18 protein-coding genes and 1 tRNA gene are annotated in these 15,355 nt (G+C 71.2%); 12 read left to right on the top strand and 7 right to left on the bottom strand.

The window, feature by feature from the left end; genetic code table 11:
* Positions 1–51: 51 nt before the first annotated feature.
* Positions 52–792 carry a DUF308 domain-containing protein gene (locus tag HNR14_RS05955; protein WP_179700297.1) on the bottom strand — a complete coding sequence of 247 codons (741 nt, stop codon included), beginning with the start codon at positions 790–792 and terminating at the stop codon, positions 52–54.
* 136 nt (positions 793–928) lie between these two features.
* Here HNR14_RS05955 and HNR14_RS05950 point away from each other — a divergent pair, with 136 nt between their 5' ends.
* Positions 929–1,291, top strand: coding sequence for a DUF2200 domain-containing protein (locus HNR14_RS05950; RefSeq protein WP_179700296.1), 363 nt, complete (start codon positions 929–931; stop codon positions 1,289–1,291).
* A gap of 21 nt (positions 1,292–1,312) precedes the next feature.
* Here the strand turns inward: HNR14_RS05950 and HNR14_RS05945 are convergent, their stop codons facing one another.
* The gene (locus HNR14_RS05945) at positions 1,313–2,257 is read right to left on the bottom strand and encodes a quinone oxidoreductase family protein (RefSeq protein WP_179700295.1); all 945 of its coding nucleotides are present in this window, start codon (positions 2,255–2,257) and stop codon (positions 1,313–1,315) included.
* Positions 2,258–2,490: 233 nt separating this feature from the next.
* Between HNR14_RS05945 and HNR14_RS05940 the strand changes: the two genes are divergently transcribed.
* From HNR14_RS05940 to xrtR, 4 genes are all read left to right on the top strand, one after another.
* Complete coding sequence (locus HNR14_RS05940) at positions 2,491–2,733, top strand: LPXTG cell wall anchor domain-containing protein (protein ID WP_179700294.1); 243 nt, start codon at positions 2,491–2,493, stop codon at positions 2,731–2,733.
* An 11-nt stretch (positions 2,734–2,744) separates the two neighbouring features.
* A complete protein-coding gene (locus HNR14_RS05935) occupies positions 2,745–4,100 on the top strand; it encodes an XrtP-associated glycosyltransferase (protein WP_179700293.1) in 1,356 nt (451 codons plus the stop codon).
* Entirely contained in the window at positions 4,084–4,788 is a 705-nt protein-coding gene (locus tag HNR14_RS05930; RefSeq protein WP_179700292.1) for a hypothetical protein, read from the top strand. The genes HNR14_RS05935 and HNR14_RS05930 overlap by 17 nt, the downstream gene beginning before the upstream one ends.
* A 65-nt stretch (positions 4,789–4,853) precedes the next feature.
* On the top strand, positions 4,854–5,378 hold the full coding sequence (gene xrtR, locus HNR14_RS05925) for an exosortase R (protein ID WP_179700291.1): 525 nt from the start codon (positions 4,854–4,856) through the stop codon (positions 5,376–5,378).
* A 42-nt stretch (positions 5,379–5,420) separates the two neighbouring features.
* Here xrtR and HNR14_RS05920 read toward each other — a convergent pair whose 3' ends face one another.
* Complete coding sequence (locus tag HNR14_RS05920; protein WP_179700290.1) at positions 5,421–6,395, bottom strand: helix-turn-helix domain-containing protein; 975 nt, start codon at positions 6,393–6,395, stop codon at positions 5,421–5,423.
* A gap of 85 nt (positions 6,396–6,480) precedes the next feature.
* Between HNR14_RS05920 and HNR14_RS05915 the strand changes: the two genes are divergently transcribed.
* The 3 genes from HNR14_RS05915 (at position 6,481) to HNR14_RS05905 (ending at position 8,532) form a co-directional block, all read left to right on the top strand.
* A complete protein-coding gene (locus tag HNR14_RS05915; RefSeq protein WP_218874982.1) occupies positions 6,481–6,699 on the top strand; it encodes a hypothetical protein in 219 nt (72 codons plus the stop codon).
* Between the two features lie 32 nt (positions 6,700–6,731).
* The gene (locus tag HNR14_RS05910; protein ID WP_179700289.1) at positions 6,732–7,385 is read left to right on the top strand and encodes an HAD-IA family hydrolase; all 654 of its coding nucleotides are present in this window, start codon (positions 6,732–6,734) and stop codon (positions 7,383–7,385) included.
* Positions 7,386–7,530: 145 nt separating this feature from the next.
* A complete protein-coding gene (locus tag HNR14_RS05905) occupies positions 7,531–8,532 on the top strand; it encodes an aldo/keto reductase (protein WP_179700288.1) in 1,002 nt (333 codons plus the stop codon).
* Positions 8,533–8,551: 19 nt separating this feature from the next.
* On the opposite strand, the gene HNR14_RS05900 is transcribed toward HNR14_RS05905, so the two are convergent.
* The 3 genes from HNR14_RS05900 to HNR14_RS05890 form a co-directional block, all read right to left on the bottom strand.
* Complete coding sequence (locus HNR14_RS05900; protein WP_039922054.1) at positions 8,552–8,917, bottom strand: hypothetical protein; 366 nt, start codon at positions 8,915–8,917, stop codon at positions 8,552–8,554.
* A gap of 199 nt (positions 8,918–9,116) precedes the next feature.
* Positions 9,117–10,106, bottom strand: coding sequence for a zinc-binding dehydrogenase (locus HNR14_RS05895; RefSeq protein ID WP_246311526.1), 990 nt, complete (start codon positions 10,104–10,106; stop codon positions 9,117–9,119).
* A gap of 8 nt (positions 10,107–10,114) precedes the next feature.
* Positions 10,115–10,411: a GNAT family N-acetyltransferase gene (locus tag HNR14_RS05890; RefSeq protein WP_021765299.1), complete on the bottom strand. Its 297-nt coding sequence runs from the start codon at positions 10,409–10,411 to the stop codon at positions 10,115–10,117.
* A gap of 190 nt (positions 10,412–10,601) precedes the next feature.
* Between HNR14_RS05890 and HNR14_RS05885 the strand changes: the two genes are divergently transcribed.
* From HNR14_RS05885 to HNR14_RS05870, 4 genes are all read left to right on the top strand, one after another.
* On the top strand, positions 10,602–11,402 hold the full coding sequence (locus HNR14_RS05885) for a dienelactone hydrolase family protein (RefSeq protein ID WP_343064424.1): 801 nt from the start codon (positions 10,602–10,604) through the stop codon (positions 11,400–11,402).
* Entirely contained in the window at positions 11,402–11,800 is a 399-nt protein-coding gene (locus HNR14_RS05880) for an MmcQ/YjbR family DNA-binding protein (RefSeq protein ID WP_179700286.1), read from the top strand. Before HNR14_RS05885 ends, HNR14_RS05880 begins: the two co-directional genes overlap by 1 nt.
* Before the next feature lie 36 nt (positions 11,801–11,836).
* Positions 11,837–11,909, top strand: a tRNA-Arg gene (locus HNR14_RS05875).
* Between the two features lie 148 nt (positions 11,910–12,057).
* Positions 12,058–12,537, top strand: a complete 480-nt coding sequence (locus HNR14_RS05870; protein WP_179700285.1) for a nucleoside deaminase — start codon at positions 12,058–12,060, stop codon at positions 12,535–12,537.
* Between the two features lie 55 nt (positions 12,538–12,592).
* On the opposite strand, the gene HNR14_RS05865 is transcribed toward HNR14_RS05870, so the two are convergent.
* Positions 12,593–15,214 carry a family 78 glycoside hydrolase catalytic domain gene (locus HNR14_RS05865; RefSeq protein WP_179700284.1) on the bottom strand — a complete coding sequence of 874 codons (2,622 nt, stop codon included), beginning with the start codon at positions 15,212–15,214 and terminating at the stop codon, positions 12,593–12,595.
* Positions 15,215–15,355: the final 141 nt, after the last annotated feature.

The raw sequence follows: 15,355 nt of genomic DNA, 5'->3' as shown, positions 1-15,355 counted from the left end.
TCATTTATGAGTGTACTCACTTTTTGAGAATCCGCCAGTGCCGGACAGGCGTCAGCGGAACTCCACGGTCCCGCTCGGGAGGCCGGACTCGTCAGAGACCGTCATGCTGAAGCCGGTGTCGGTGCGGGCGTACTCCAGCAGCATCCCGGGTGGGAGGGAGCCGACGGGTCCGGAGGGGGAGGTCACCGTCCGGTCGTCGGCGACGGTGAGCGCATCCGGGTAGGCGCCGCCCGCGGCCTGCACGCACACGGCATCGGCGAGCACGGCCATCGCGCTCTGCACCGCGTCCGAGCGTTGTTGCTCGGCACTGCTCGCCTCGGCCGCCGGCACGGGCTCGGGCGACTCCACGCGGCATGCGGGCGCTCCCGCTCCGGCATCACCGGACGCCCCGCCGTGCGCCGCGGCCGGGATGCCGAACACCGACGGGAGCGCGGGGATGGTGCCGGGCAGTCCCGCCGCGGCCAGACTCCAGATGCACAGGATGCTCCCGAGTAACCCGAGGGTGGCGGCGATCGAGGGGAGGACCGTCCCGCCGCCCGCCTTCCGGTACCAGAGGGCGATGGACACGGCGCTGACGCCGGCGGACGTGACGGCCCAGCCGACGCCGGACGGCGAGGCCGACGACATCCCGAGCGGCCACACGACGGCGAACACGCCCAGCAGCAGGGCGACGGCCATCCACCAGCCGGTGGGGCGGGTGCGGCCGGTGGGTTCGGTGGGGTGAAGCTGCGGGTGCGTCGTGGCCGGCTCGTCCCAGTAGCCCGCCGGTGACCAGTCCCGTGGTCCGCTCATCCTTCGCCCCCGCCCCTTCGCCCCTCGGCGTCCGCTGCCGACCGCGATCGGGCAGCGCAGCCCATCCGAGCGCAGGCGCGCGAACGTCCGCCGAACCGCGGGTTGCGGAGCGGTGACGGCTGGCTAGGCTCGGTGCATGGCCTCCCACCGCATCTTCGCGACGCCGTTCGCGAGCATCCACCCGCTCTACGTGGCCAAGGTGGAGCGCAAGGGACGCGACGCGCAGGACGTCGACCGGGTCATCTCCTGGCTCACCGGATACGACGACGCCGGCCTGCAGAGCGTCATCGCCGACGGGGCAACGCTCGAGGAGTTCTTCGCGCAGGCACCGGCCATGAACCCGGACGCCGCCCTCATCACCGGCGTGATCTGCGGGGTGCGGGTCGAGGAGATCGACGACCCGCTGATGCAGCGCATCCGGTACATGGACAAGCTGGTCGACGAAGTCGCCCGGGGAAAGAAGATGGAGTCGATCCTCCGGTCGGCCGCCACCTCCTGAGCCGCGGAGGCCCGCTCGGGATCAGGGGAGCAGGACGACCTTGCCGCCCGGGTGCCCTGATTCGACGAGGCGGGCGGCGTCCGCGGCCTCGGCAAGAGGGAACGTGCGGGCGATGTCGACCTCGAACTCCCCGCGCGCGATCAGGTCGAGCACCAGGTCGTAGGCCTCGTCCCGGAGCGCGCTCTGCTCTGCCGTGAGCGGCACCGGGTTGCCTCCCGCCCAGGCCTGGATGCCCAGCTCGGCCGCGCGGCCGCCGACCACGACCGTGCCGATGCGCGACCGATCGTCGACCAGGGCGAACGAGGTCTCCAGCGCCTCGTCGGTGCCGACCGCGTCCAGGATGCGGTCGTAGCCCTGCGGGGCGGCCGCGCGCAGGCGCTCCAGCAGCCCGTCGCCGTACGCGACCGGCGTGGCGCCGAGCTCGCGCAGGCGCTCGTGGTTGGCGGGGGAGGCGGTGGCGACGACCGTCGCTCCCGCGCGTCGCGCGAGTTGCACCGCTGCCCGGCCGACCGCACCCGAACCGCCGTGGATGAGGAGCGTCTCGCCGTCCGCGACGCCGAGCGACACGAGCGCCTGGTGGGCCGTGCTCACGGGGATACCGATCGAGGCGGCCTGCTCCCACGTCACCTCCGCGGGCTTGCGCACCAGCTGGGCGGCGTCCGCCACGAGATGGGTCGCGTACGCGCCCTTCGCGCCGCGGACCACGACCTCGTCGCCGACGGCCCAGCCGTCGACACCGTCGCCGACCTCGACGATCGTCCCCGCCGCGTCGCCTCCCGGCACCCGCGGCCCCGTGAAGGGACCGCTCGGGCGGCCGCCGCTGCGGAGCTTGCCGTCGATCGGATTCACGCCCGCCGCGTGCACGCGCACCACCGCACCGCCCGTGGGCGCCGTGGGATCGGGGACGTCGGCGACCTCCAGGACCTCCGGTCCGCCCAGCTGCTCGTACTGCACCACGGTCGCCATCGCGCGTCCTCTCGTCGTCGGCCGGCGCGTCCGGCCCTCCCCAGGATGCAGCCATCGAGGGCCGCAGCGCATTCCCGTGTGACGTCGTCTGACGCGTACTTCCTCTGCAGCCACTGGGTTCACGTCCTCCGCTACGCGGGTGCGCGATGCCCAGTGCCGAATGTCCCGCCCATCGCTACTTAACTCAGGCGGAAGGGGTCTGTCCCGCAGGTAGCGTCGACAGAGCGAATTCCGTGAAGAACACGAACTACAGGGGAGTGAGCAGGTCTCTTCTTCGCATTGCGACCCGAGAGAAGAGAGAAAGAAGCAGCATGTACGGAAATGTGGGTGGAGGGCTCGGAACTGCCGGAGTCCTCGCCGCGACCGGTGTGACCGGCAACCCGGTGTTCATGATCCTCGGAGGATGCGTCGCCGTCTCGATCGGCGTCGCGTTGTTCGCGCGGGAGCGTTGGCTGCGTCGCATCAGACCCAGCTGACGGCGCGGCAGATGTTCGCGATCGTCAACGCGCTCACGCTGGTCCTGAGCGTCATGTTCGTCACCTACGTGTTTCTCATCCTGGTCCCCTTTCTGCGCCACGCGCCGGTGAAGGAAGGCTCTGTGGAACAGTTCGGATGGCACTTCTTCATCCCGTGCCGCGATGAAGCCGCCGTCATCGAAGCAACGATCTCGCGCGCACGCGAGACCTTTCCCGAGGCCCACGTGTGGGTCATCGACGACGACAGCGATGACGACACTCTGTCGATCGCGCAGTCGTTCGAGCGTCTCGACGACCATGTGCACGTCGTCTCGCGCCGACGCCCGGATGCCCGGGTCGGCAAGGGGGCGGCGCTCAACGCCGCGTACCGCCAGTTCGACGAGTGGCTGCCGGCGGACGCGGACAGGAGTCGCATCATCGTCAACGTCGTCGATGCCGACGGCGAGTTGGCCGAGAACGCCCTCCGCTCGGTCGCGTCCGACACGGTGTTCGGAGACCCCGCAGTGGGAGCGGCCCAGATCTCGGTGTGGATGAAGAATCGCGACGATCCCGAGCCGTTGCCGGGGCGCGGGTATCTGCCGAACCTCTTCGCTCGCCTGCTCGTGCGCGTACAGGACATCGAATTCCGCACCTCGATCGCGGGCATGCAGTCGTTGCGGGCCCGGACAGGGACCGTCGCCCTGGGCGGGAACGGTCAGTTCACGCGACTATCCATCCTGGACGAGATCGACCGGGAGTACGGCGACCCGTGGCACGGCTCACTGCTCGAGGACTACGAACTCGGAGTCCACGTGCTTCTGGCCGGTGCCGCGACGAGACACGTCTACGACACTCACGTGTCGCAGGAAGGCCTTCCTTCGTTCAAACGACTGGTGACGCAGCGGACGCGCTGGGCGCAAGGGAACATCGACTGCGTGCGCTATATCCCGAAGATCCTCCGGAGCCCGCACATCGACTCGGCGGGGGTGCTCGAGAGCTGCTACTACCTCGTGCTCCCGTTCCTGCAACTGCTGGGCATGATCGCGTTCCTTCTCGTCGGTGGTGCGACGGTCGCGAAGGCCGCGAGCGATCCGGCCGCGTTTGCCGAATATCTCGGGCAGGGGTGGGCGACGCTCATGCTGTTCGCCGTCTTCGCGATCGCCCCGTTCGCGTTGTGGGGCCCGGTCTACCGATGGCGATGCGAGCCGCAGATCTCGCCGCCGGTGGCTGTCGGCTACGGCTTGGCCCTCTGGCTGTACATCTACTACATGTATTTGGTGATCCCGCGCGCCTTCTACCGTTCCATCCGCGGCAAGCGCGGGTGGGCGAAGACGCGGCGGAACGCCGAAGGTCACGCGAAGGGTGCGAAAATTGCACTCGAAGAATAAGCGGCACGTCGGACGGCTCGGCATCGTCGGCTGGTCGCTCGTGACACTGGCCTGGGACGTCGTGCTCGTCATCGTCGGTGCCAACATCCTGTGGCTCAACGGCGGGGTGACCGTGAGCACCGGCCCGCTCCTCGGGCTCGTTCTGTTCGTCGCGGCCCTTTCCGCGTGCTTGTTCGCGCGGGGTGTGTTTCCCGGCCGGCCGGCCGGACCGGACTTCTCGAGCGCGTCGATCGCCTTCGAGCGGAACCTCGTCATCGGAGACGCGATACTGCTTGCCGGCGCCGTCACCGCATGGATCGTGTCGTCCTCCTACTTCGTCGGCTGGGTCGCCGTCTTCGGCGCGTCGATCTACTTCACCGGCCTGGTGATCCAGCTCCTCACCGATGTTCTGACCGGTCGTGCGGCGCAGCGCACCACCGGGCGAAGAGAGCGGAGGCGGCCGGTGCGCACGTCGCTCGAATTCGCGCGCTTGGTCGCCATCGGTTGGGCAATCGTCGTGTTCCTGATCTTGGAACCCGTTCACCAGTGGCGCGAGCTGCTGCTGAACCCGCTGACCGTGATGCTGGTCCTCGCCATCGGCATCCACGACGTCTTCATCCGTTTGTTCGTGCTCCGTGCCGAGCCGGCAAGAGGAGAACGACCGAGCGCCACCCTTCGAACCCGAGAAAGAGGCCAACTATGGCTGTGACCCCGATCGCCACAGACGATCTCCAATCGACACCCGGAGCTGCACCCGCGCGCAGACATGGCTGGGTGACCCGCGGAGTGAGTGCGGCTGCACTGCTCGCGGTCGCCGTGGCGTTGGTCCTGCTCAACCACCCGGCCCGCCAGCTGGAGGCCGAACTGGCGGCCTGGGCGGCCGCTCACACCTTCGCGGACGGGGCGGCGACGGGATTCAGCAGCGGGTCGCCGATGTTCGCGTTCGGAGTGGACGGCGAGTGGCGCGCCCTCCGGATCACGACGGAGTGCGCGATCTCCTTCGTCATCGCACCGTTCCTGGTGATGTTCGCCGCGTTCACGCTCGTCCAGCGATTCCGCCTGCTGAGAATCGCGATCGCCGTGTCGGTGTCCGTCGTCCTGTTCGTCCTGCTCAATCAGATCCGGTTCCTGGTGATCGCGATCGCTTTCGCCGACGGCGGACACAAGGGCTACAGCATCGCGCACTCGCTCGTCGGGAGCATCATCATGTTCGTCGGCATCGCCGCGATCGTCGTCATGTCACTGTTCATCGTCGCCGGGCTCCGGCGCCGCCGCGTCGTCCGTCAGCGGAGGCACTGAGCGCGGTCGATGCGCGCCGGACGTGCGCCGTATCTCCGCCGCTCAGGAAACGGGCACCGCCTGCGCCTCGCGCTGCGCGAAGGCGGCGCGGTACCGGGTGGGCGGCACGCCGACCTCCTGGTCGAAGTGGTGGCGAAGGAGGGTGGCGCTGCCGAAGCCGCAGCGGCGGGCGACCTCGTCGATCGGGAGGTCGGTGGTCTCGAGCAGCAGCCGCGCGCGCAGCACCCGCTGCGTGGTGAGCCACTGCATCGGCGAGACGCCGGTCTCCGCCACGAACTTGCGCGAGAAGCTGCGGGTGGACATGTGGGTGCGGGCAGCGAGCCCGCTGACGGTGTGGTTGTCGTCGAGGCGATCGGTCAGGTAGTCGATCAGCTCGCTGAAGGTGTCGTCCTCGCAGTCCGAGACGGGCTTGTCGATGTACTGGCGCTGACCGCCGTCGCGCTGGGGAGGCACGACCATGTTGCGTGCGATCGCGTTGGCCGCGGCGCTGCCGAGCTCGCGGCGCACGAGGTGCAGGCACGCGTCGATGCCGGCGGAGGTGCCGGCGCTGGTGATCACGTCGCCGTCGTCGATGAAGAGCACGTCGGGGTTGACCCGGGCGTTCGGGAACCGGCGCTGCAGCGCGTCCGCGTAACGCCAGTGGGTCGTGCACTCGCGGCCGTCCAGCAGGCCGGCCTCGCCGAGCACGAAGGCGCCCGAGCAGACGCTGAGCAGAGTGGCGCCGCGCGCGGAGGCCCGGCGCAGCGCGTCGAGCAGCTCCTCGGGGTAGCTGTCGCGGATGTCGGCCGCGGGCACGGCGATGAGGTCGGCATCCTCCATCGCGCTCAGATCGTAGGGCGCGATCAGCCGCACGCCGTTGCGGCCGCCGAGCGGCTCGGTGGGATCGATCGTGCACACGCGGAAGTCGAACGGCTCGAGCCCGGCATAGGTGCGGTCGAGGCCGAACACCTCGCACACGACCCCGAACTCGAACATGGCGAACTCGTCGATGAGCGGCACCGCGACGGATTTCAACATTCCCTCATGATAGTGGCCGTATCTTTGCGAAGATAGACCCAGAGCCATCTCGTGGCAGTTTCTTTACGCTCGTAACGTCTATGTCATGGCTACTACGACATGGACATCGGGCATCGACCACGGCTGGATCGCCCATCCGGCCCGCACCGTGGACGGCGGGGAGCAGCCGCGCCGCCGGCGCTTCGTGCTGAGCGACTGGTTCGCCTCTGCGATCGCCGCGCGAGGCGGCACCCCCTCCCGCGAGACCGAGCGTGCGCTCTCGGACCTGCGCGCCGCCCGCGACATCCAGGACCCGCGTCGCTGATCCCGTTCACGCCCGGCCCCTAGGGTGAGGGCATGGATGTGACAGCGCGCGGATTCCTCTTCGACATGGATGGCACCCTCGTCGACTCGACGCCGGTCGTCGAGCACGTGTGGGGCGAGTTCAGCGCGGCGCACGGACTCGATGCGGCCGCCGTGCTCGAGTACGCGCACGGCCGACCGGCACCCTCTACGGTGGCGCACTTCCTTCCGCAGTACTCCGCCGAGGAGCGCGAGCGCATGACCGACAGCCTCCTGGAGGAGGAGGTCACCCGCACCGACGGCATCGTCGAGATCCCCGGCGCCGCTGCACTGATCGCGGCGTTGACCGACGCGGGCGCTCCCGTCGCCCTGGTCACGAGCGCCCCGCGCGCGCTGGCGGTTGCCCGCATGGAGGCCGCCGGCGTCCCGCTCCCCGCCGTCGTCGTGACGCCCGCCGACGTCGAGCACGGCAAGCCCGCTCCCGACCCGTACCTGCTCGGTGCGCGGAGGCTGGGTGTGCCGATCGCGGACTGCGTGGTCTTCGAAGACGTCGAGGCGGGCCTCCGCGCCGGCATCGACGCGGGCGCCCGCACGATCGTCGTCGGGTCGTACGCGTCGGCGACGACGGAGGGGCTCCCGCGCCTCCCGGACCACACCGGTGTCGCGGTGACCCGCGACGGCGACGCGTTCCGCCTCCGCACCGCGTAGATCGGGGCGGCCGCCTGGCCCGCACATTCGGCACGAATGTCGCGAATGGTGCGCGCTTTCTCGACATTCGGCACGAATGTCGTGGCGGCGCGGGCGCGGGAGGAGCGCGGTGGGACCGGTCCCGCGAAGTTGCTAGGTTGTGGGAGTGACTCATCTCGCCGACCCGAACCGCTACGACCGCATCCCGTACCGCCGAGCCGGACGGAGCGGCCTCGTGCTCCCCGAGCTCTCGCTCGGCCTCTGGCAGAACTTCGGGCACGCCCGCGCCTATGAGGTCCAGCGCGCCATCGTGCTGCGCGCCTTCGACCTGGGCATCACCCACTTCGACCTCGCCAACAACTACGGCCCGCCTCCCGGTGCCGCCGAGGAGGTCTTCGGCCGCATCCTCGCCACCGACCTCAAGGCCTACCGCGACGAGATCGTCGTCTCCACCAAGGCCGGTTACGAGATGTGGCCCGGCCCGTACGGCGATGGAGGCTCGCGCAAGTACCTCCTGTCGTCCCTCGACCAGTCGCTGAAGCGCCTCGGCCTCGACTACGTCGACGTCTTCTACCACCACCGTCCGGACACCGACACGCCGCTCGAGGAGAGCATGGGGGCGCTGGTGACCGCCGTGACGAGCGGCAAGTCGCTCTACCCGGCGATCTCGAACTACGGCCCCGAGCGCACGGTGGAGGCGGCCGGGCTGCTCGCCGCCGCGGGCACTCCGCTGCTGCTGCACCAGCCGCGCTACTCGATGTTCGACCGCACGGTCGAGCAGGGTGTGCTGGATGCCGTGGACGAGGTCGGCGCCGCCGCGATCGTCTTCTCGCCGCTGGCGCAAGGGATGCTGACCGACCGCTACCTGAACGGCGTGCCCGAGGGGTCGCGCGCGCTCACGAGCGTGTTCCTGCACGAGTCCGACATCACGGAGACCTACCTGGAGCGTGCCCGCGGCCTCAACGAGATCGCGGCCGGTCGCGGCCAGAGCCTCGCGCAGCTCGCCCTCCAGTGGGTGCTGCGCCGTCGCACCGTCGCGTCGGCGATCATCGGCGCGAGCAGCGTCGCCCAGCTCGAGCAGAACGTCGGCGCGCTCGACGGAGCCCCGCTCACCGATGCCGAGCTCGCCGCGATCGACGAGTTCGCCGTCCACGGCACGCTCGGCTAGCCTCGCGCGCTCGGGAGGCTCAGAACGCGAACAGCTGCCCGAGCACGACGAGCAGGATCAGCAGGATCACCACGACGGCGCCGATCACCGTGAGGGTGCGCACCGAGAGCTTCGCGATCCCGTACCCGACGATGAACGGCAGCGCCAGGCAGGCGAGCGCGAGCACCCACCAGAACGCCTGGAAGCCGAACTGCGACGCCGACTCCAGCCGTCCGCCGAACAGGCGCTGCGTGGCGGGGTGCGTCGCGAACGCGATGCTGGCCGACAGCGGGTACGCGATCAGGACGGCCGTGATCAGGCCGGCCAGCGCGCCCCACAGCCCGCGGTGATCGCGGATCTCGAGAGTGGTCTCCGGATGCGGCCCCTGGCGGCTCTTCGTGCTCATGCGGCACAGCATATCCAGCAGGCCCAGCGGTGACGAGAGGGCATCTCAGGTTGACTGCACCGTCTACTCCACCGTTACCCTGGAGGGGTCAGCCGGTTCGTGCAGTGCGCGCTAGGGGGCGTCTCGAACGGACCGGTGGCTTACCCGAATGCCCGTATGGGGGTGGTCCTTCCACTCCCATACGGCCGCGGGTGCCCCCTCAGACCGCGAGAACGACCTTCCGCCCGGGCTCGACCCGCTCCGCCGCCCGGTCCGCCTCCCACAGGTCGTCGAACGCGTAGACCTCTGGCGCGGCGACCCGGAGACGCCCGTCGTCGATCGCGGCGAGCAGTCCGCTCAGCAAGGCGCGGTACCGAGGCCGCTTCGTGAGCAGGAAGTACGGGACGCTGCAGACGCGCTCGCGGGGGTGCCCGCGCCGACGCCCGGCCGCCTCCGCGGAGCCGCGCAGCGAGTCGGCGCGTTCGTGTCCGGCGCGGCCGGCGAAGGCGGTGTGCACGAGGATGCCGTCCGGCGCGAGCGTCTGGCGCACCTGGGGCGCGCCGGTGTGGTCGATCGCGGCGTCGAAGGGGCCGCCCGCCGCGCGGCGCGCCTGCCCCATCCAGTCGGCCCCGCGGTAGTCGACGACGGGGATGCCGAGCTCTTCGGCGAAGGCGCGGGTGCGTGAGGAGGCGGTCCCGACGACGGTGCGGCCTTCCTGCGTCGCGAGCTGCACGGCGATCGACCCGACGGCTCCGGAGGCACCTTGCACGAGCACGCGAGGCGCATCGCCCGTCATGCGCAGCGCGAGTCCGGCGGTGACGGCGTCGAGCGGGGCGGTCGCCGCGGCGGCGGAGTCCAGACCGTCCGGCACGGCGACGAGGAAGGTCGGCGACAGCACGAGCCGGGTCACGTGCGAGCCCATCCGGGGCAGCACGCCGGCGACGCGCGCGCCGGTGCGGAGGCCGAGGGCGACCGAGACGGCCGACTCCGTCTCCAGGACGCCGACGAAGTCGTAGCCGGGCGTGAATCCGGGGAGCGGCTGGAACACGTAGCCGCCACGGCGCGCGAGCACGTCGGTCGTGCCGACGGAGGCGTGCGTCACCCGCACGACGACCTCGTTGCCGCGGGGAGGCCGGATCGACTGTTCCGCCAGCACCAGCGAGGTGGAGTCGCCGAACCGGGAGACCAGGACCGCTCGTCTGTCCGCCATCGTCGCGCTCAGCCCGCGCTGCGCTGCTGCAGCAGGCCGGCGCGCTCGGGGTGGTCGTCGAACCATTGGGCGACGTACCAGCACATCGGAACGATGGTCAGCCCGCCCGTGTGCGCGATGTCGTCGACCGCGTACTCGACGAGCTGGGCTGCGTATCCGTTGCCGCGCTTCGCCGGGACGGTGAACGATCGGGTCAGCGAGATCGACCCGCCCAGGACGCGGTAATCGAGCACGCCGACGAGCTCGCCGTCCATGTGCATCGCGTACCGGCTGGCGTCCGTCTCGTTGCTGAACTGGGTGACCATGCGCCCATGGTACGACCGTCGCCTCCGCGTGGGCCGCCCGTCGCGCGCCCGGGGCGACCGAGGTAGGGTGTCGATGTGGGACCCGACCCGCACCGGGGGTCCCGCGCGCAGTCCGCGACCGAGTCACAGCAGGCCAGGCCGCTGGCGACGTCCGTCGCCCGCGACGACGCGACCCGATGGAGAACATCCCGTGACGCTCGCCCGCCCGACCGCCCGTTCGACCACCCTGCCGACCGCCCTCTCGCCCGCGCACGAGCGGCTGCTCGCCCAGGTGCCCGTCGGCGAACGCTCCGTCATCGAGACCGAGACGATCGCGTACGACCACGAAGGCCTGCCGCTGGAGGGCTACCTCGCCCGCGACGCGCAGGCCGACGAGCGGCGGCCGGCCGTGCTGGTGCTCCACGACTGGCACGGCGTCGGCGACAACGTGCGGATGCGCGCCCAGATGCTCGCGCGCAGCGGCTACGTCGCGTTCGCCGCCGACCTCTACGGCGCCGACGTGCGGCCCGAGGGCGATGCGGCCCGGGAGGTCGCCGGCACCTACTACCGCGACCTCGCCCTGCTGCGCGCCCGCGTCGCGGCCGGCTTCAGCTGGCTGCAGCAGCATCCCGCCGTCGACCCCGCTCGCCTCGCCGTGATCGGCTACTGCTTCGGTGGCACCGCCGCGCTCGAGTTCGCCCGCACCGGAGCGCCGGCGCGCGGCGTCGTCTCGTTCCACGGCGGCCTCATCGCGCACGACCCCTCCGACGCCGCCGCGATCGCCGCCTCCCTGCTGGTGCTCACCGGCGGGGACGACGCGGTCGTGCCCGACTCGGCGGTCGCGGCCTTCCAGGACGAGTTGCGCGGCGCCCCGCATGTGGACTGGCAGGTGACGACCTACTCGGGAGCGCCGCACGCGTTCACCATTCCGGGCCGAGACAGCTACCGGCCGGTCGCCGACGCCCGCAGCTGGCGCGCGCTGGTCTGCTTCCTCGACGAGGTGTTCGCCTGATGGAGCACCCCCTGCTGTTCGAGCCGGGCGACGAGCTGGTCGCCCGGGTGCGCGCCCGCAGCCTCCACCTCCCGGAGGCCGTCGAGATCCTCACGCACGGCCGCCCCGCATTCAAGGCGGGGGAGAAGGGCCGCGTCTTCGCCCTCGTCGGCGCCATGATGGACCGCAGCGACTCCGTGGTCTTCAAGCCCGATCCGGCCGAGGATCCGGCGCTCCGGCAGGACCCGCGCGTCTTCATCCCCAAGTACTGGGGCGCCAGTGGGTGGCTCGGGATCGACATCGACCGCGCGTGGCCCGACGACGCCGACCAGTGGACAGAGATCGGCGAACTGATCGAGACCTCCTACCGGCAGGTCGCCCTCCGCCGCCAATTGGCGGTCTTGGATGCGGTCATGTAAGCTCTAATCCGGCCCGCGCGAGAGCGTGACGGTCATGCGCCACTAGCTCAACGGATAGAGCATCTGACTACGGATCAGAAGGTTGGGGGTTCGAATCCCTCGTGGCGCACACTGGTTGAGACAGTAGGAGAAGCCCCGGTTCGCCGGGGCTTTCTTCGTTCCCGGGGCGCTGCGCGAGATGTGACTTGTTGCGGGTCCTGGGGGGCCCGCACCCGCAACAAGTCACGTCTCGCGAGCGGCTCGGTAGGCTCAGCCGCATGACTGACAACTCCGCCGATCTCGAGCACCTCCGCCGCGCCATCGCCGTCGCCGACGCGGCCCGCGGCCACGGCAACCACCCGTTCGGCGCCATCCTGGTCGCCCCCGACGGGTCGGTCGCGCTGGAGGCGGAGAACACGGTCGACACGGAGAAGGACATCACGGGGCACGCCGAGACGAACCTCGTGCGGCTGGCCGGCCGCGCCATCCCGGGCGACGAGCTGCCGGGCTACACGCTGTACACCTCGTGCGAGCCGTGTGCGATGTGCTCGGGCGCGATCTACTGGTCGGGCATCGGCCGCGTGGTCTACGCGCTGCCCGAGGAGGCTCTCTACGCGATGACCGGCGACCACGCGGACAACCCGACGCTCGCCCTCCCCTCGCGCACCGTACTGGGCGCGGGGAGTCGGGTCATCGAGGTCTCGGGCCCGCACCTCGAGCAGGAGGCCGCCGCCTCCCACCAGGGTTTCTGGGGATGACCGCCCGCGAGAGGTGACTCGTTGCGGGTGAGGCGGGGGTTTTACCCGCAACAAGTCACCCCTCGGCGGAGGCGGCGGAGGCGGCGGAGGCGGCGGGAGCGGCGGCGGCGGGCGCGGGGACGGGGAACGTCCAGCTGTGGGTGCCCGAGCCGACGGTCACGGGCGAGGGGGTGCCGGGCAGGTGCACCTCGGCGCGGGAGTTCGCGGGCACCGTGGCGGTGAGTTCGACCCGGTCGCCGTCGCGATTCCACTCCACCTCGGCGAAGCCGTACGGGGTCTCGTGGGCGCAGCGCACCCGGTCGAAGCCCGCGTAGCCCGCCGGATCGATCCGGATGGTGCGGTAGCCGGGGGAGGCCGGGGCGAGGCCGCCGAGGGAGCGGTGCATCCAGTCCACGATGCTGCCGAGCGCGTAGTGGTTGTAGCTGGTCATCTCGCCGGGGTTGACCGTGCCGTCGGGGAGGAGGGAGTCCCAGCGCTCCCAGACGGTGGTCGCGCCGAGGAGCACCTGGTAGAGCCACGACGGGTTCTCGGTCTGGAACAGGAGGCGCAGGGCGTCGTCCACGTGGCCCGTGGCGGTGAGGGCGTCGAGCAGCACGGGGGAGCCGAGGAAGCCGGTGGGGACGCGGTGGCCGCCCTCCGCGACGAGCTCGGCCAGACGGTCGCCGAAGGCCGCACGGCGCTCGGGGCGGCCGCCGTCGAGGCCGAACGCGAGGGCGAGCGCGTACGCGGCGGGGGCGTCGGAGGCCAGACGGTCGTCGTCGCGCAGGTACTCGCGGTCGAACGCGATCCGGGTGTCGGCGGCGTAGGCCGCATAGCGCGAGGCGGCCTCCTCGTCGCCGAGGGTGCGTGCCGCGCTCGCCGTGAGGTCGAGCGAATGGACGAGGTAGGCGTTCGCGACGAGGTCCGGGTCGGTGCGCGCATCCATCGGGCGGTCCGGCGGTGCGGCCGGGTCGAGCCAGTCGCCGAACTGGAAGGGCGCCCGCCAGAGGCCGTCGTCGTCCGTGCGCGACAGGATGGCGTCGCACCAGGCGGTCATCTGCGAGAACTGGTCGGCGAGCGCGCGGCGGTCGCCGAAGCGCTCGAACAGGGTGGCGGGGACGACGGTGGCGGCGTCGCCCCACCCGGCGGCCGCGGCGGCGCCCCACTCGCCGAGCACGTTCGGCACCATGTACGGGCACACGCCCCCGTTGCCGCGCTGCTCGACGGCGACATCCCGCAACCAGGAGGCCAGGAAGGCGTCGCTGTCGTAGAGGAAGGAGGCGGAGGGCGCGAAGACCTGGGCGTCGCCGGTCCAGCCGAGACGCTCGTCCCGCTGCGGGCAGTCGGTCGGCAGGGAGAGGAAGTTGCCGCGCATCCCCCAGACGGCGTTCTCGTGCAGGCGGTCGATCAGCGGATCGGAGGTCTCGAGCCAGCCGGTGCGCCGCATGTCGCTGCCGAGTACGACGGCGGAGACGGCGGCCGGGTCGAGGTCGGCCCAGCCCTCGACCTGCGCGTAGCGGAAGCCGTGGAAGGTGAACTCGGGTTCGAGCGTCTGCTCGCCCGCGCCGGAGAGCACGAACGTGTCGGTCGCGGCGGCGAAGCGCAGGGGGCGGAGGGCGAGTTCGCCGTGCTCCAGGACCTCGGCGTGCCGCAGGGTGATCGTCTGCCCCGCCCGGCCGGAGACGCGCAGGCGCAGGCGGCCGACGAGGTTCTGGCCGAAGTCGAGCACGGTCGCCCCCGACGGCGTGGTCAGCACCTCGACGACGGGGAGCAGCTGCGTGCGGCGCACGGGCTCGGCGCGCTCGGCCTCCGGGATCACCGTCGTCGGGGAGGTGCGCACCGGTGCCCAGCCCGTGTCGTCGAAGCCGGGTGCGTCCCACCCGGGGGCGGCGCGGCGGGTGTCGACCGATTCTCCTTGGTAAAGGCTGGAGGAGACGAGGGGTCCGTCGCCGGAGGCGCGCCAGTGCTCGCCCGTCTCGATGGTCTCCACGGTGCCGTCCGCGTACTCGACGCGGACGAAGAGCGTCACCGCCGGCTGGTCGCCGTAGAACCGCTTCCCCTGGCCGGCGAAGCCGAACTCCTCGGTCCACCAGCCGCCGGCGAGGCGGACACCGATCGCGTTGCGGCCGGGAGAGAGCAGGCCGGTGACGTCGGTGGAATCGTGGATGCGGCGCTCCTGGTAGACGGTCCAGCCGGGCTTGAGCACGGCGTCGTCCACGTCCCGGCCGTTGAGGGACACCTGGTAGACGCCCTCGGCGCTGGCGTACAGGAGGGCACGGGAGACCGGGCGGTCGAGGGAGAACTCGTGGCGCAGGGAGACGGGCTGCGCCGGTGCCGCCGGGTCGGCCAGGGCGATGGTGGGCGCGGTCCACTCGCCTTCCGCGAGGAAGACGGCGCGCACGGCGAGCGGGGCGCTCCACTCGGAGGTGCTCCCGTCGACGCCGGTGACCCGCACGCTCAGCTCGCCGGTCTCGTGCGGAGCGAGCGGAGCGAAGGGCCAGTCGACGAACGACGACTCCGCGGTCTCGACGGTCGCGGTCCGGTCGCCGAAGCGCAGCTCGACGCTCCGCTGCCACCAGTCCGGGAGGTCGGACTCGACGAGCCAGCCGAGCTGCGGGTCCGGGACGCTCGCGAGGGCGGCATCCCGTCGCCGGTCGACCCTGACCTCGGCGATGCGGACGGGGTGGGATGCGGACACGGTGCCTCCTTGGGGCGCACGGCGGCTGTAGATCGATATACACACGGATGTCCGCCCCACGTTACCGAGCGGCCCTCGCCCCGTCAATCGATATACGGAGAGCCGCGATCTCCGCTAGATTCGCCACGGCGGCCGGCACAC

It is taken from the genome of Leifsonia naganoensis (genome assembly GCF_013410615.1).
Lineage (GTDB): Bacteria > Actinomycetota > Actinomycetes > Actinomycetales > Microbacteriaceae > Leifsonia > Leifsonia aquatica.
Note: the sequence above shows the minus strand (reverse complement) of the source record. Positions and strands in the feature narration are given on the sequence as shown.

Excerpts from the sequence above, each read along its gene's own strand:
- HNR14_RS05955 (WP_179700297.1), bottom strand. The coding sequence starts at position 792 with ATGAGCGGACCACGGGACTGGTCACCGGCGGGCTACTGGGACGAGCCG.
- HNR14_RS05950 (WP_179700296.1), top strand. The coding sequence starts at position 929 with ATGGCCTCCCACCGCATCTTCGCGACGCCGTTCGCGAGCATCCACCCG.
- HNR14_RS05945 (WP_179700295.1), bottom strand. The coding sequence starts at position 2,257 with ATGGCGACCGTGGTGCAGTACGAGCAGCTGGGCGGACCGGAGGTCCTG.
- HNR14_RS05935 (WP_179700293.1), top strand. The coding sequence starts at position 2,745 with ATGTTCGCGATCGTCAACGCGCTCACGCTGGTCCTGAGCGTCATGTTC.
- HNR14_RS05920 (WP_179700290.1), bottom strand. The coding sequence starts at position 6,395 with ATGTTGAAATCCGTCGCGGTGCCGCTCATCGACGAGTTCGCCATGTTC.
- HNR14_RS05915 (WP_218874982.1), top strand. The coding sequence starts at position 6,481 with ATGGCTACTACGACATGGACATCGGGCATCGACCACGGCTGGATCGCC.
- HNR14_RS05910 (WP_179700289.1), top strand. The coding sequence starts at position 6,732 with ATGGATGTGACAGCGCGCGGATTCCTCTTCGACATGGATGGCACCCTC.
- HNR14_RS05900 (WP_039922054.1), bottom strand. The coding sequence starts at position 8,917 with ATGAGCACGAAGAGCCGCCAGGGGCCGCATCCGGAGACCACTCTCGAG.
- HNR14_RS05895 (WP_246311526.1), bottom strand. The coding sequence starts at position 10,106 with ATGGCGGACAGACGAGCGGTCCTGGTCTCCCGGTTCGGCGACTCCACC.
- HNR14_RS05890 (WP_021765299.1), bottom strand. The coding sequence starts at position 10,411 with ATGGTCACCCAGTTCAGCAACGAGACGGACGCCAGCCGGTACGCGATG.
- HNR14_RS05880 (WP_179700286.1), top strand. The coding sequence starts at position 11,402 with ATGGAGCACCCCCTGCTGTTCGAGCCGGGCGACGAGCTGGTCGCCCGG.
- HNR14_RS05870 (WP_179700285.1), top strand. The coding sequence starts at position 12,058 with ATGACTGACAACTCCGCCGATCTCGAGCACCTCCGCCGCGCCATCGCC.